Origin of the sequence: Pseudarthrobacter sp. P1 (assembly GCF_050156935.1) — a bacterium.
In the GTDB taxonomy this organism is placed as follows: domain Bacteria; phylum Actinomycetota; class Actinomycetes; order Actinomycetales; family Micrococcaceae; genus Specibacter.
The window spans coordinates 1,854,731-1,869,957 of sequence record NZ_CP189584.1 but is presented as its reverse complement, the minus strand read 5'-3'; the positions used below and the strand labels follow the sequence as shown (position 1 = coordinate 1,869,957).

12 protein-coding genes are annotated in these 15,227 nt (G+C 67.5%); 3 read left to right on the top strand and 9 right to left on the bottom strand.

Annotated features, from left to right (window positions below; translation table 11 throughout):
- Nucleotides 1-81: 81 nt before the first annotated feature.
- Nucleotides 82-1,989, top strand: coding sequence for a hypothetical protein (locus ACQCSX_RS08895; RefSeq protein WP_427018629.1), 1,908 nt, complete (start codon nt 82-84; stop codon nt 1,987-1,989).
- Nucleotides 1,990-2,066: 77 nt separating this feature from the next.
- Here ACQCSX_RS08895 and ACQCSX_RS08890 read toward each other — a convergent pair whose 3' ends face one another.
- The 7 genes from ACQCSX_RS08890 to ACQCSX_RS08860 all read right to left on the bottom strand — a co-directional run bounded on the left by ACQCSX_RS08890 (nt 2,067) and on the right by ACQCSX_RS08860 (nt 8,125).
- Nucleotides 2,067-3,155, bottom strand: coding sequence for an NAD-dependent epimerase/dehydratase family protein (locus ACQCSX_RS08890; RefSeq protein WP_427018628.1), 1,089 nt, complete (start codon nt 3,153-3,155; stop codon nt 2,067-2,069).
- 46 nt (nt 3,156-3,201) lie between these two features.
- The gene (locus ACQCSX_RS08885) at nt 3,202-4,089 is read right to left on the bottom strand and encodes a glycosyltransferase (RefSeq protein WP_427018627.1); all 888 of its coding nucleotides are present in this window, start codon (nt 4,087-4,089) and stop codon (nt 3,202-3,204) included.
- Nucleotides 4,090-4,136: 47 nt separating this feature from the next.
- On the bottom strand, nt 4,137-4,541 hold the full coding sequence (locus ACQCSX_RS08880; protein ID WP_427018626.1) for a DUF2304 domain-containing protein: 405 nt from the start codon (nt 4,539-4,541) through the stop codon (nt 4,137-4,139).
- An 8-nt stretch (nt 4,542-4,549) separates the two neighbouring features.
- The gene (locus ACQCSX_RS08875; RefSeq protein ID WP_427018625.1) at nt 4,550-5,293 is read right to left on the bottom strand and encodes a glycosyltransferase family 2 protein; all 744 of its coding nucleotides are present in this window, start codon (nt 5,291-5,293) and stop codon (nt 4,550-4,552) included.
- 74 nt (nt 5,294-5,367) lie between these two features.
- Entirely contained in the window at nt 5,368-6,363 is a 996-nt protein-coding gene (locus tag ACQCSX_RS08870) for a glycosyltransferase family 2 protein (RefSeq protein WP_427018624.1), read from the bottom strand.
- On the bottom strand, nt 6,360-7,637 hold the full coding sequence (locus ACQCSX_RS08865) for a hypothetical protein (RefSeq protein WP_427018623.1): 1,278 nt from the start codon (nt 7,635-7,637) through the stop codon (nt 6,360-6,362). Before ACQCSX_RS08865 ends, ACQCSX_RS08870 begins: the two co-directional genes overlap by 4 nt.
- On the bottom strand, nt 7,637-8,125 hold the full coding sequence (locus ACQCSX_RS08860; protein WP_427018622.1) for a hypothetical protein: 489 nt from the start codon (nt 8,123-8,125) through the stop codon (nt 7,637-7,639). Before ACQCSX_RS08860 ends, ACQCSX_RS08865 begins: the two co-directional genes overlap by 1 nt.
- 84 nt (nt 8,126-8,209) lie before the next feature.
- Between ACQCSX_RS08860 and rfbB the strand changes: the two genes are divergently transcribed.
- Nucleotides 8,210-9,208 carry a dTDP-glucose 4,6-dehydratase gene (gene rfbB / locus ACQCSX_RS08855; RefSeq protein WP_427018621.1) on the top strand — a complete coding sequence of 333 codons (999 nt, stop codon included), beginning with the start codon at nt 8,210-8,212 and terminating at the stop codon, nt 9,206-9,208.
- A 2-nt stretch (nt 9,209-9,210) separates the two neighbouring features.
- The gene (locus ACQCSX_RS08850) at nt 9,211-10,626 is read left to right on the top strand and encodes a sugar nucleotide-binding protein (protein ID WP_427018620.1); all 1,416 of its coding nucleotides are present in this window, start codon (nt 9,211-9,213) and stop codon (nt 10,624-10,626) included.
- 97 nt (nt 10,627-10,723) lie between these two features.
- Here ACQCSX_RS08850 and ACQCSX_RS08845 read toward each other — a convergent pair whose 3' ends face one another.
- Together ACQCSX_RS08845 and ACQCSX_RS08840 are read right to left on the bottom strand one after the other, a co-directional pair.
- Nucleotides 10,724-12,634, bottom strand: a complete 1,911-nt coding sequence (locus tag ACQCSX_RS08845) for a GH25 family lysozyme (RefSeq protein ID WP_427018619.1) — start codon at nt 12,632-12,634, stop codon at nt 10,724-10,726.
- Nucleotides 12,635-12,902: 268 nt separating this feature from the next.
- Nucleotides 12,903-15,056: a polysaccharide deacetylase family protein gene (locus ACQCSX_RS08840; protein ID WP_427018618.1), complete on the bottom strand. Its 2,154-nt coding sequence runs from the start codon at nt 15,054-15,056 to the stop codon at nt 12,903-12,905.
- Between the last annotated feature and the right edge of the window lie 171 nt (nt 15,057-15,227).

Sequence of the window (15,227 nt, the reverse complement as noted above, 5' to 3'; positions counted from 1 at the left end):
CCCGGACCCGCTAGGCCCGCGGAAGCCGGCACGGAAGCCGGCCGCACCGGGCCATCGCAGAGGGATCCAGCCACCAGACGTTTGGCCGGGGCCCTGGGCCTGGGTGCCGCGGCCTTCGCCGTGGTGTTTTGGCTCCGGACGGCGGGTTTGCTGTACGGTCCCTGGGTCCCCGGAGCCTTCGTCCTGCTGCTGGCCCTGGGTCCGGTCTCCAGACACCTCTCGGGCCGGATTGCGTGGACCCTGTCGGTGCTGTTCGGCCTTCTCCCCCTGCTGTGGTGGATCCCGGTCGAGTGGCCGCCCACGCTCCGGTCCACCGTGTTGCTATCGGCCGCGGCCGCTGTGCCGGCGTTCTGCGCCGTCTGGCGTCCGGGGGCCCGCGGCACGGGGCGGGGCCTTTGGCCGCAGCTGCGCGCCATGGATGCCATGCCGGCCCTGGCAGCGGTGGGCGGCGTCTTTGCCTATCTCCACCAGCTTTCGGCCAGCCGCGTGGACGATGCCATGTCCCTGATGCTGATGGCGTGGGACAACGCCTCGCATTTCAACATCTTCCACATGCAACGGATCCACGGAACCGTTCTGCCGCTGGCCGGCCGGGCCGGTGACGGGAGCCGATGGGCCTTTGCCGACTATCCGCAAGGGTTCCACAGCGTCCTGGTCCTGGTGGCCGAGCTGGCCACCAGGACCAGTCCCACGGACTGGGCGGCCGACGCCGTCGCCTACGTCAATTTTTCAGCGCAGCTGGACATCGCCGTCGTCGTCCTCGTGGTTGCCGCGGTGTGCACGCTCCCCGCGCTGCGGCGGAACCCGGCCATCGGAGCGCCGGTCGCGGTGCTGGTGGCCAGCGGGTGGCTCTGTGGGCCGGGTGCGCTGGCGTCGATGCATGGATTCCCCAACTTCTTTTTCACCACGGGGCTGGTGGCGGCCGCTGTGCTCCTGTTCCACTCGATGCAGCGGGCCTTTGATCCGCTGCCGCTGGTGGCGGCGGGTGCGTGCGTAGCGGGCGTGCTCCAAAACTGGGTGCTGCTGATTGTCTTCCTGGTGCCGAGCGCCGTCGCCGTCGCGGTGGCGACGCCGAGGGGACGCTGGCGGGCCAGCCGGGGGGAGCGGGCCTGCGCGGTGGCGGTGGTTGCGGTGGTTGCCGCGGCCGGACTGGGCGCCTTGGGCCAGCTCTCGGGGGTGCCGGCCGAGGATCTGTTGTCCGCCACCGGCGGTGTGCCGGTGCCGGATTTTGGCCTCCTGTTGTCGCTGCTGCTGGTGCTCACTGCCGTGTCGGTGCTGTTGGGCGGGCGGACCGGGACCGGACATCCATCCGCCGTCCGCACGCGGTGGAGCCTGGGCGCTGTGTTCGCGGGCCTGGCCGTTGCCCTCGCGATGGCCGCCGTGCAACTGGCCACGTCCGGTGCGGTGGGCTACTACACGCAGAAGGTCTCGATCGCCCTCGTTCTTGTGGCGCTGGTGGGGCTCGGCATCGGAGCCAACGGTGTGCTCGAACGCCGGCCCGAACTTGGCCCCGCACCCGGGCCGGGCCGCTCGCCCCGGGTTGCCGCCGCCAGCGTTGCGGTGTCCCTGGCCCTCAGCCAGGCGTTTGGCTTCATTTTCCCGCTCAAGTCCATGGGGCTGCCGCCAACGTCCGCCTCGGCGGTGGAGGCCGCCAGGCAGCTTGAGGCCATCGACGCCGGCTCCGCGGCAGGGGAGCGGCTCCTGGCGGCTGTCCGGGCCAGTGCGGGGCTGCACGGACCCGCACTGTACCTCACCACCCACCCCGCCGACGTGGACCCGATTTTGGCGCAGCAGTGGTTCAACGGACTCCGGGCCGACTATTCCGAGCACAGCTGGACATTGTCGCTGGCCATGGTCCCGCTCAGTGGCGGACCGGAAAACCTGCCCAAGGTTGTCGCGGACCTCAAGGCCCAGGATCCAACGGTGCACATCGTGGTGGACCCGGAAAACCAGGCGGTCCTGGACCGGATTCTGGCGGCGCTGCCCTGAGCCGCGTACTGCGAAAGGGCCCGATGCGAAAGGGCCGGCACCTTGGGTACCGGCCCTTTCTGCATTGCGGATCCCCGTTAGGCGGGCTTGACGTCGGGCTGGGTGTCGATCCAGTCGGCGAGCCGTTCGATGCCCTGCGCGAGGTTGTAGCGCGGCTCCCAGCCCAGAACGCTCTTGGCCGCGGTGATGTCCGCCCACGCGTGGCGCACGTCGCCCTGGCGGTACTGCCCCGTGACGTGCGGTGCCGGCGCGTCGTAGCGTGCGGCAATGGTCTCGGCGGCGGTTCCGATGGTCTGGAACTCGCCGGAGCCGATGTCCAGCGGTGACGGGTGCGTCCGTTCGGACGTGGCACCGGCAACCACTGCCGAGGCGATGTCGTCGATCAGGATGAAGTCGCGGCGGACGGCACCGTCTTCGTACAACGGAATGGAGCGTCCGCCCATTGCCATGCGGCAGAACAGGCTCATGATGCCGGTGTAGGGGTTGATCAGGGACTGGCCGGGGCCGTAGACGTTCTGCAGGCGCAGGATGGCCGTCTCGACGCCGTAGGACTTGGCCCAGGCCGCCAGCATGTTCTCCTGGGCCAGCTTGGTGGCGCCGTACACACTGACGGGGGCGGGGAACGTCTCGGCGGCGTTCATCGCCGTGGGCTCGGCGCCGGCGAAGTCCCACTCGGACTTGTCCAGGGTTTCACTGGTCCGCTGCCCTGGGTAGAAGAGCGATCCGTCGGCGCGGCGCCAGGCGCCCTCGCCGTAGACGGCCCGGCTGGATGTCAGCACGATGCGGCGCGGGAGGGCCTTGTTGCGGTTCAGCCCGTCCAGCAGCTGCGAGGTGCCCACGACGTTGACGTGGGCGTGCCGGGTGGACTCCTCCAGGGACTGGCCGGTGCCCGTTTCGGCGGCCAGGTGGATGACGACGTCGGGCTTGACCTCGGGAAGCACCCGGTCCCAGGTGGCGGCCTCGGTGATGTCGGCGACAACCAGCTCGACGCCGTCGGCCAGCGTGGCGGGGCGTTCGCCTGTTGCATGGATCTGCGGGTGCAGATTGTCCACCACCACGACCCGGTCAAAGGCCTCCAGCAGGGCTGGGGAGATGGCGCATCCAATGAATCCGGCACCGCCTGTGACAAGGACGGTGCCCAGCGGCTGTGCGGGGGTGTTCGGCATGGTGGGGTTTCTCTCTTGGGTTGCTGGTGTGGGCGGGGAAGCTGGTTTAGGCGCCAAAGGCGTGGCGGGAGAGCGTTTTGGCCGCCTTCGCATCACGGGCAAGCAGCGCCTTGGGGATCAGCGACATGGCATGCGCCCGCGAGGTGATCCGCAGCTTTGCGGACCGCTCGGCCTTCCTCCAGCCCAGTTCCCTGGCCTGGCCGGCGGAAACGGCAAAGTAGTCGCGCTCCCCGATGAACCGTGAGCCGTCGATCAGCTTCGAGGACGACGCGCTGTGGGAATGGCGGCGGTAGGAGAAGCACAGGGTCGGCTCGATCAGCAGCTGGTCGCCGGCGTAGATCATGTCCATGATCAGGGCGAGGTCCTGGATGATCGGGAAGCCGTCGCGGAACTCGACTGCCCGGATCCGCTCGGTGCGGAACGCGAGCGAGGGCCAGTACAGCCAGTCACCGTGCATGAGGTTGGCCGCAATGGATTCCCCGGACACCAACTGCGGGCCGTGGCCGCGCGGGCGCACCACCTTTTGCTTGACCATATCGACAAGGGTCGTCACGACGGTGCCGTGCTCGTCGATGACCTGCACGCCGGGCTGGATGATGGCGGCGTTCGGGAACCGCCGGTGGGCCGCCGAGATGACCTCAACATAGTTGGGCAGCAAAATGTCGTCGCAGCCGAGGATGACCATCACGTCCTGGGTGGCCATCGCCACGCAGGTGCGGTAGTTCTCGGTGATGCCCTCGTTCTCGGGCTTGCGGACGTACTTGATGCGCTCGTCGGCCAGGGCGGTGACGAACTCCTGGATCTCCAGGCTGGGGTAGGCATCGTCGACGACGGTCAGCAGCCAGTCGCCACTTGTCTGGGCCAGCACGCTGTCGACCGCGTCCTTCATGTAACCGGGGTCTCCCCAGTACGGAATGAAGATATCCAAGGGCATGGTGGGTACATCTCTTTCTCCCCAACCGGGGATGCAGCTGGGCTGGTTTAGGCGCCGTCGCGCGGTGGACCATCCGTGGGGGACGGTTCCGAACCATTGGTGAGCGCATCGAGCCGTGACTCGAGCCGGTCAAGGTGGGAGCGCAGGATGGCGGCCTCCTCGGCCAGGGTCCGGGTTTCGTCCTCGACGATGGAGATCTCCCACGACAGGTGCAGGCACACCCCCAGCGCCAGGACGATGCTCAGGGCAAAGAGCAGGTTTGACGGGACGGCGATGTTGAGCAGCCGCGCCACTATCTCCAACAGGCGCGGAAAGGCCGCCAGGACAAGGGTGGCAAGGCCGACCACGAGCCAGAGCGCTGCATACTTCTCCCGCAACTTCTTGCGGCGCAGCATTTCGAAAACAATGAGGACAATGACCAACGCAAGAACGAACGCAGCAATAGCCGGCATAGCCAGATTCACCCTATTTCAGCTTTGATGTCGACAATCGAGGAGGGCTTCCGCGTCAGGGCAAACAGCAGGGCAAAAACGCTCCTGCCCAGGTAGATGGCCGCTTTGAACGGATTGTGGCTCGGCGTGCCAGCCTGGCGGGGACGCATTTCCACGGGAACCTGGGTGACCTTGCAGCCGGACCGGATGGCCACCACGAGCGAGTCGATGGTGTCGCCCAGGTATTCGGCGGGGTAGTGGTCAAGGTACTGGGCGATGCCCCGGGTGTTGGCGGCCCGGAAGCCGGAGGTGACATCGGTCAGCCGGGTCCCGGCCAGTCCGGAAATGGTCTTGGCCAGGAACACCATGGCCCATTTGCGTGGCCCGCTGACCTCGTAGTTGCCCTTGTCGGCAAACCGGGCACCGATGGAGATGTCGGCCGTGCCCAGGCCGGACAGGACGACGGCGATGTCCTTGGGGTTGTGCTGGCCGTCGGCATCGACCTGGATGACGGCGTCGTAGCCGTTCCGGCTGGCGTATTTGAACCCTGCCCGCATCGCGCCGCCCACACCCAGGTTGAAGGGCAGATCGAGGACGGAGGCGCCGGCCCTGACGGCTTCGGCGGCGGTGTTGTCCGTGGAACCGTCGTTGACCACGAGGATGTCGTACCCCTCGGGACGAGCCAGCACCTCGCGGACGGTGTTGCCCACAGCCAGACCCTCGTTCCAAGCGGGCATGATGACAAGGACGCGCGCGGGGGGTGGTTGGGTCATGGTCACTAATCTATACCAATCGGGTTCTGGGGAATTTTCACATACGCCTGGCACGGGCAGCGGTGTGCCCACGTTCACTGAAGGCCGTAGCTGCCCGCGGAATAGCGAAGATAGGTCTTCGCAAAGGTGCGCGGTGCCACCTTGAGCAGCAGGGCACCGGCGGCGATCTTGGGGCGCACGAGGGCGGCGCCGACAATGCGCTTCACCGTCAGGCTGCGCCGGCAATCGTCGATTGTCGACTGGGCCGCCGGCTGGTTCCTGACCTTCATGATGGCGCTCTGGGCCACGATCATGGTGATCAGCACGCGCATCGCGGCGTAGAAGCGCGAGTACTTCCCCGCCCGGTACTGTGCGGGCAGCAGTTCGTGCAGGTCCGCCAGCGCCAGCTCGGTGTCGTTCTCGGTCGGAATCCGGCCCCAGGTCAGCGATCCGGAGGAGATGTAGTAGCGCTGCAGCGGTGTTGCCACGCTGCGCACCTTCCGTGCCCGGGGGTACAGGATGATGTTGACAGTCATGTCCTCGAACCGGGTGGACCCCACCGGGTACCTGACACCCTCAAAGAGGGAGCGGCGGTAGACCTTGTCCCAGGTGAAGGGCAGGATCTGGTCCGCCATGGCAGCCTGCATGGCTTGGACGCCGGCCAGTTCGCCAAGAAAGGGGCTGTGCCGGGGCGCCTCGCTGCCATCGGGGCGGACCACGATGTGGCCGACGATGGAGATGTCGGTGTCGCCCTCCAGCGCCGCCAGATGGGTCGCCAGGAACGGGGGGAGGTATTCGTCGTCGGCGTCCAGGAACGTGACAAAGGTGCCGGTGGCCGCGTCCAGGCCCGCGTTGCGCACCCCGGAGAGGCCGATGTTCGCCGGCAGGTCGATGATCCGGATCCGTGGATCGCCGGTGGCCTCGGCCAGGGCCGTGACCAGCGCCAGCGTGTTGTCGGTGGACGCGTCATTGACCACCAGCAGTTCGAAATCGCCGACGGATTGGGCGAGCACGCTGTGGATGGCCCGCTCCACCGTCTCGGCGACGTTGTAGGAGGGCATGATGATGGAAACTCGGGGGGTGCTTTTCACCGGCGTCGGCTGCCTTCGTCAATTGAGGGGATGGAAGTGGTTTTTGTGCCGATGGCCAGCACACCCGAGGCGTGGACCAGGGCGCCCAAGATCGGTCCTGCGGAGAGGCTGACCACCACGGTCTGGGCCAACGGCAGGGGCAGCAGCAGTGCCAGCGTCGAGGCCACTGTGGCCACCAGCCAGCCGGAGAGGTACAGTCCGTGCCGGCCCAGGGCCATGGCCGCCGTTCCGGTCAGCGTCAACATGGCCAGGAACGCCGCATCCACCGTCAGCGCGCCCAGCAGCCACCCGTCCAGTTTGTACCCGGGGCCGAAGATGAGCATGATGTAGGGCCCGACGACGGCGGCCAGGACGCCGCCGACGATGCCCAGGCCGGCAATGGCCAGGAAGGGCTTGGCCAGCACGCGGTGGGCCGGCCGGGAGGAATGGATGAGCGCCGTCATGGCCACGCCCTGGAAGGCCTGGAGCGGGATCATGATGGGCGCCCGGGTGAGGGAGACGGCAAGCAGGAGCGGGGCGGCCTTGGCGAAGTCGGCCGGATCCGCGGCGATCTTGATCACGGCCGGGAAACCGGTGATGAGCACGGCGGAGGCCGCTGCGGTGGCAATGGCAAAGGTGCACCGCACGAGGTAGGCCCGGGTGCCGACGTCGGCACGGGCCCGCAGGCCGGCACGCCCGCCCGTGGAGAACGCGGCAAAGAACAGCCACACCACCGTTCCGGCCAGGGCGCCAAACTCAAGGCCGGCCAGGCCTCCGGCCAACAGTGCCGCGCCGGCGATCGCGGCCAAACGGAGAAGGGCCTCCGTGGCGGACAGGGCCGAATAGGTGCCCCAGCGCTCCAGCCCCGAGGTTGCCCCGGCCAGCCCGACATGGCCCGCGTACAGCAGGACGGCCAGCGCGATGCCCAGCCACAGCAGCGGGCTGGCATTGGGGACCAGCACGGGCATCCACCAGGGGCTGGTGGCGGCAACCAGGATGGCGGCCGCGGCGCCGATCAGCACGGAGAGCAGCAGCACCGGTGCCCCGGTGCCATGGTGCAGTGCGGGGTTCATGGAGCGCGATTTCACCGCCCGGGTGGCCTCGGTCATCAGCCCGGTCAGGACACCGAACAGGCCCAGCAGGACGCCCCAGAAGGCCAGGAAATTGGCGTTCTCAGCCGGAGCCAGGCTGTGTGCGGCCACGATGAGCACAAGGTATCCGCTGGCCGCCGCGGCAATCGAGGACAGGCCAACGTAGGAAATCCCGCCACGCCTGCTCCGTGTGGTGGATGGCACTACGCGCCGAGTCCAATGAGCGGCGTGAGCTTGTCCCAGGTCTGGACATTGCACAGGTTGTTGCGCATGAAGGAGACCCGGATGTGCTTGCCGTGCGATTCGCCAAAGACATCGGCAATGTTTTGGTTGCCCGTCCCGGTGCACTTGTCGTCGTCGTTGGGCACCGGCTCGGAGTCCAGCAGCTTCCCGGACGCCTGCACGACGGCGCAGGCCGCATTCGCGCCGGGGAAATCAGTGCCGGCAACCGCTGTGGAACCGGCGCAGAACAGATGCCGCGTGCCCACCTCCATCGAGTTGCCGGTGAGCCGCGTGACAGTCAACGAGGTGTCGATGGCGGAGATGGCCGAAGGATAGGCGTCAAGCGCCGGCGTGCTGGCCGAGGTGGCCGCTTCGGTCGACGTAGGGGTGCTCTTGTCCACGATGGTGCATCCGGAAACCAGGGTTGCTGCGGCCACGACAAGGACGCTACTGGCCCAAAGTTTCTTCAAGATGATCCTCCATATGTTGCGTGACCAGACTACCCTAGCGATCGGCCCACGGTTCGGCCGGGCCCAACATGTAGGCTGGAAACCATGCAGAATCTCCTGGTTACCGGTGGTGCCGGCTTCATCGGTTCCAATTTTGTCCACTATGTCATGGCGAACACCGAGTTGAATGTGACGGTGCTGGACAAGCTCACCTACGCGGGAAACCTGGCTTCCCTCGCGGGCCTGCCGGCGGACCGCTTCGCCTTCGTCCGGGGCGACATCACCGACGCCGAGCTGGTGGACACGCTGGTGGCCGCCACGGACGCCGTGGTCCACTATGCCGCCGAGTCGCACAACGACAACTCGCTGCACGACCCGCGCCCGTTCCTGGACACCAACATCATCGGCACGTACACGCTGATCGAGGCGGCCCGGAAGCACCACAAGCGTTTCCACCACATCTCCACCGACGAGGTCTACGGCGACCTTGAACTGGACGATCCCGCCCGCTTCACCGAATCCACCCCGTACGCCCCCTCCAGCCCGTACTCCTCCACGAAGGCCGGCTCGGACCTGTTGGTGCGCGCCTGGGTGCGCTCGTTTGGATTGGCGGCGACCATCAGCAACTGCTCCAACAACTACGGCCCGTACCAGCATGTGGAAAAGTTCATTCCGCGCCAGATCACCAACGTGATCGACGGCATCCGCCCCAAGCTCTACGGTGCGGGGGAGAACGTGCGCGACTGGATCCACGCCAACGACCATTCCTCGGCCGTGCTGGCCATCCTGGAAAAGGGCGAGATCGGGCAGACGTACCTCATCGGCGCCGACGGCGAGAAGAACAACAAGGACGTGGTGGAGCTGATCCTCACGCACATGGGCCAGCCGGGGGACGCCTACGACCACGTCGTGGACCGCCCGGGGCACGACATGCGCTACGCCATCGATTCGGGCAAGCTGCGCACCGAACTGGGCTGGAGGCCGGCCTTCGCCGATTTCGGGGCCGGCCTGGAAGACACCATCAAGTGGTACACCGACAACGAGTCCTGGTGGCGCCCGCAGAAGGCGGCCACCGAGGCCAAATACACCGAACAGGGGCAGTAGCGATGACCATCGAGTTCTCCAAGGCGCTCACGGCCACGCCGACGCCGATTCCCGGCGTCGTGCTCTACGACCTTCCCGTCCACGGCGACAACCGGGGCTGGTTCAAGGAAAACTGGCAGCGCGAGAAGATGGTGGCCCTGGGGCTGCCCGATTTCGCCCCGGTCCAGAACAACATCTCCTTCAACGAGTTGGCCGGCACCACCCGCGGCATCCATGCCGAGCCGTGGGACAAGTTCATTTCCGTGGCCACCGGCAAGATCTTCGGTGCCTGGGTGGACCTGCGCGAGGGCGAGTCCTTCGGTGCCGTCTTCACCGCCGAGCTGGACCCCTCCCAGGCCATCTTCATTCCGCGCGGGGTGGGCAACGCCTTTCAGACGCTGGAGGACAACACCGCCTACACGTACCTGGTCAACGACCACTGGTCCGCCGATGCGCAGGGCCGGTACACGTTCCTGAACCTGGCGGACGAGACGGCCGCCATCGCGTGGCCGATCCCGCTGGCGGCGGCGGAGCTCTCCGACAAGGACAGGGCCCACCCGCGGTTGGCGGACGTGGCCCCGATGCCGGGCAAGAAGACCCTGGTCCTGGGCGCCGACGGCCAGTTGGGCAAGGCCCTGCGGGCCGCGTACGACGGCGATGCCGGCGTCGAGTTCGCCTCCCGCGCCGAGTTCGACCTCACGGCCGAGGACTCCTACGCCGGGCGGAACTGGAAGAACTACTCGACCATCATCAACGCCGCAGCCTACACCGCGGTGGACACCGCCGAGACGGACGAGGGCCGCCGCGCCGCCTGGGCCATCAACGTCACGGCCGTGGCCCGGTTGGCGCAGGTGGCCGCGGCCCACGGCATTACCCTGGTGCATGTCTCCAGCGACTACGTCTTCGACGGCACCGCCCCGGTGCACGGCGAGGACGAGGCGCCGGCCCCGCTGGGCGTCTACGGCCAGGCCAAGGCCGCCGGCGACGCCGTCGTCTCAGTGGTGCCGCGGCACTACATCGTGCGCACCAGCTGGGTCATCGGGGAGGGCAGCAACTTTGTCCGCACCATGGCGTCGCTGGCCGGGCGCGGGATCGCACCGGCCGTGGTCAACGACCAGATCGGCCGGCTGTCGTTCACCGAGGACATTGCCGCCGGGATCAAGCATTTGCTCGAATCCGGTGCGGAGTACGGCGTCTACAACCTTAGCAACGACGGCGATCCGCAGTCGTGGGCGGACATTGCCGCCGACGTCTACGAGCTCTCCGGCGCCGACCGGTCCGCGGTGAGCGGCGTCAGCACCGCGGAGTACTTTGCCGGGAAGAGCGCGGCACCGCGGCCGCTGAACAGTGTCCTTGACCTGGCGAAGATCAAGGCCACGGGCTTTGCTCCGGCCGCGGGCTCCGCCCGGCTCGCCGGCTACCTGGCCCAGCGGGACTGACCGGCTCCGCCGGGGACAATCCGGCAACAACAAGGGGGCGGCCCGATCCACGGATCGGGCCGCCCCCTTGTTGTTGGGGGACGCTCGGCGTGGCCGGTCAGCGCCGGCTGGCGACGACTCCCCGGGCGGCGGTCCAGCTCAGCGAGCCGCCTTCGAAGTCCTGCCGGCACACCGTCGCGCTGGTGCAGTATTCACTGTTCAGCGCGTAGCCAAGCCAGCCGTTTTCAAAGCCCAGAGAGCCCCACACGCCGCGGATCGCACCGAAGGGGCTGAAGGTCGCCCCGATGCCCGGCGCCCACATCAACGCACCCGTTTGGTACATCTGGTAGCAGCCGCCGTCGCGCAGTGCACAGTTTTCCCCCGATGTCGGGTAGCCCAGCCGGCCGTTTTCCAGTCCGAAGGAAACGTAGGCGTTGCGGATGGCCCCGAAATAGCTTGGCTGCGCGCCGGTGCTGGGCGACCACAGGATGGCACCGCCCTGGAACATCTGATAGCAACCGCCGTTCTTCAAGCCGCAGGCCTCATCGGAGATCGGATAGCCAAACCTGCCGTTTTCAAAGCCCAGCGACCCATAGGTGCCCCGGATCGCGTTGTAGGCGCTGGTCTTGGCACCGCTGGCCGGGGACCACAGGATCGCGCCGCCCTCGTACATTTGGTAGCAGCCGCCGTCGCGCAGGCCGCAGATCTTCCCCGACGTCGGATAGCCCAGCGGCCCCGACTCGAATCCCGAGGCGCCCCACTGTGTGCGGATGGGCCCATAGGCACTGGTCTGGGCGCCCGTCGACGGGTTCCACACGATGGCCCCCTGGGCAAAGGCCCTGAAGCATCCGCCGCGGACCAGCGTGCACGTCACGGCGGACGCGGGTGCCCCTAGGGACGGGTTCGCTTGCGCCGCCACCTGGATCTGCGTCGCGGCCGACAGCGGGGCGGCGGCGGCAAACCTCATCAGGTCCGCGTAGCTGCCGTTGAAGACGTTCGAATCGCCCGGGAAGGGGCCGCCCTCGCTGATGTACTGCCAGAAGGTGAACTGCGGCCAGCCGCCCGGCATCCAGACATCGTTGGCGGGGGCGCCATAGGCGGCGATCCACAGCGGATTGGCGGTGCTGAAGTCGCTGGCCGCCCCCAGGCACGACTGCCAGAAGTAGTAGCTGGTGTAGATGACGGCATCGCGGCCCGTCAGGGACTTGTAGGTGCTGTTGAACGAGCGGGTCCAGGACACCAGCGCCGCCGGGGTCATGCCAAAGCAGGCACCCGAGCTGTCGCTGAGGTTCGATTCAAGGTCGAGGACGCCGGGCAGTGTCTTGCCGTCCGAGCTCCAGCCGCCGCCGCTGTTGACGAAAACGCCGGCCTGGCTGGCTCCGCTGGAGAGGTTGGGGCGGGCAAAGTGGTAGGCGCCGCGCACCATGCCCACACTGGCGGATCCGTCGTACTGCTGGGCAAAGTAGTCGTTGAGGGTCCACGGCCCCTCGGAGGCCTTGATGTAGGCAAAGCGGGCGCCGGCGTTCCAGACACCCTGCCAGTCAACCTCCTTCTGCCAGCCGCTCACATCCAGGCCGGCAGGCATCCATTCCGTTCCCTCCGGTGTTCCCGCGGCGCGCGGCTGCACCTGGGCCTCCGCGGGCCGGGCTGCGGCCCCCAGCGAGAGACCCTGCGGGCTGCTGGGCGCCGATTTCCCGGCCGCCCCCATGACGGCGCCGCCGCCGGCAGGCTTGGTGGCCTGGGCGGGCGCCGGCAGGTCGGACGGTGCCGGCACTGCCGAGGGCGACGGCGTTGATCCGCCGACCGGTGCCTTGGGTGGCGTTGTGGTTGCCGCCTTGGTGGGTGCGGGTGCCTGCGTCGTGGCGGGTGCCTGCGTCGTGGCGGGTGCCGTGGGGGACGGCGAGGGCGCAACAGGTGCGGCAGAGGCCATCGACGGGGCCAGGGCGACGGCCAGGAGAGCTGCGGTGAGGGCCGTCCACACCGCTGTCCGGGTCCGTCTGGGCGCCACCTGCGGCGATGGTTGGGGCATGGGGGTCCCTTTTCTCCTGTGGCGCGACCCGACAGCGCGACGCACCAGCGGCCGGAATGGACTCGGCCAGCGCGCCTGAACACGATCGAGGCTGCAAAAAATGACAACTGTGCTGCAGCCACAGAGTACCACTTGTGTTTCTGGAGAGGCCAAAGTGAAACAAGTGAAAATGGTCCACTGTCCGGCGGAAAATGGGTCCCGGACAACGGGCGGGCCCGCCCGCTGCAGGAATGTCCTGCAGCGGGCGGGCCCGTCCAAAGGCCGGTGGCTACCTGGCGTATTGGATGGTGGTGCCCGTGCCGGGCGTCCAGATGATGCGGCCGCCCTGGTAGTCCTGTCCCACGGCACCGCCGGCGAGGGGGTACTCGTTGGTGGTCGGGTAGCCCAGGCGCCCGTTCTCGTAGCCCGTGCCGGCCCAGGCGAAGCGGATCGCGCCCTGGGAGATGTGCGATCCCGTGGCCGGGGTCCAGTAGATGGCGCCGCCCTGGAAGTACTGGACGTAGCCGCCGCGGACGAGGCCGGCGGCCTCATCCGACGTCGGGTAGCGCAGCTGTCCATTCTGGCTGCCCTGCACCCTCCAAGTCGCGCCGATGCCGCCCATCACGGCGTGCGAGCCGGAGGCGGGGGACCAGGTGATCGTCCCGCCCTGGTAGAGCTGGTAGACGCCGCCGGCCGTGCCGGCGATTTCATCGGTGGTCGGGTAGCCGAGCTGCCCGTTTTCGAAACCGAACCGTGACCAGGTCTGCCGGTTGGCGCCCACGGAGATGTGCGATCCGGTGGCGGGGGACCAGATGATGGCCCCGCCCTGGAACATTTGGTAGACGCCGCCGCTGCGCAGGCCGCCGACCTCATCGGTAGCCGGGTAACCCATGCGGCCGGCCTCGGACTGGTAGACGCCCCAAGTCTGGCGGATGCCGCCAGTGATGGTGTGCGCGCCCGTGGCCGGGGACCAGTAGACGGCGCCATTTTGGAAGGTCTGCGATCCGCCGCCATTGGCCAGCGGGTAGATCACGGAGCCGGTCGAGGCGCCCAGCGACGGCGTCGCGGCCGCCTTGGCGGTGATGGCAGCGGTGACTGTCGCGGAGGGCAGGGACACGGTGTCGTAGAGCTCGTAGTCGTCGGTCGTCAACGTCCCCGTGCTGACGAGGTTCATTCCGATGCTGATGGCACTGGCACCGGCCGGCACCGGCGGCGACGTCCACGTGGCCTGGGTCCACGCGGTTGCCGGGACATACTGGGGACCGGCGGTCCAGTACGTCCAGGTCCCAAGCCCTGTCCGATAGTAAAGCTCGAATTGGGTGATGGCAGTCGTCTTGTACCAGGCCATCATGGTGTAGGTGTGGCCCGGGATGGCACTGGGGGCGCATTCGCCCAAGTCCAGCGTCGGCAACAGCTTGGCATCGCCGTCCTTGTAGACGGACATGACCATTTGCTCGGCGGCTGCTCCCGTGTGGCCGGGTGTCACGGTGGAGAATGCATGGGTGTTGCTGCCAAAGGATCCAATGGCGAAGCACTGCGGCAGCCCGGTGGCGACGGGGCCCGCTGTCTCAAGGCCCGGGTTCTTGATCAGGTTGCCCGTGGTGATCGGTGCCGGTGCGGCCGGTCCATTGACCAGTGGCTTGTTCACGTCCAGGGCTGCATTGGCCGGATCCGGGAACTGGGCCGCCATGACCTGCCGAACGGTCTTCACGATCACCCGCCCCGCGGTCTGTTCGGCCACCAGCCAGTCGACATAGGCCCTGAAGTTTGCCGTCGTCACGGTCAACGGATCGGTGGTGGAGTCGAAGTGGTGGAACGTCAACTGGACCCAGCCGCCCGCGGGTTCGGCCTGCGTCACCACAGCCTGCATATCGGCCAGAGACCACGTGTTGTCCACCTCGTCAGGAGCCTTGGTGAACATGAGGTCCGCGGCCGGAACGGGCAACGGTTCGGCAAGATCGGTCAACGTCGGAGCGGCTTTGCTCTTCAGATCCCCGAGGCCGCGCGCACTGTTGTAGCCGCAGGCCGCGACCGTCTGCTGGACCGCCGCAGTGGAGGAGGCAAAGGGGTAGGCAAAGTTGGTGACCCGGAAGCCCATGTTGGCCAGATTGACACGGTCGTTGCAGATTTGGCGCTTGATCTCATCCGCACCCATCTGGGCCAGGTCGGGGTGCGTGACGGTGTGCCCGGCGATCTCGTTGCCGGCCGTTTGTAGGGCAAGAGCCTGGGCGGTCGTCATGTATTGGGGCGCGTTGAGGTAGCCCGAGGGGGTGAAGAACGTTCCCTTCAGTCCCTTCGAATTCATGTATTGTGCCGCCGCCACCTGGTCCGCGTTGCCGTCGTCAAACGTCAATGTGACAGTGGCGGGGCCGGCTGCGCGGGCGGGCGGGGCCAGCACGGCCGTGTTGAAAAGTGTGGCTAAAAGAAGGGCAGCCGCACCCATGGCCGCAGCTGCCGTCAGCGGATTCCGTCGATGGTGAAAGGGTTGGCCCCGCCCAAGGCGTGAGGCCACGGTCCAACTATTTCGCATCACAAGTCCATTCGTCGCGCCTGCAACCTGACTGGTGGGCTCTTCGGCACCGCTGCCTGTACGTTCCCGACCGTACAGTTCGGA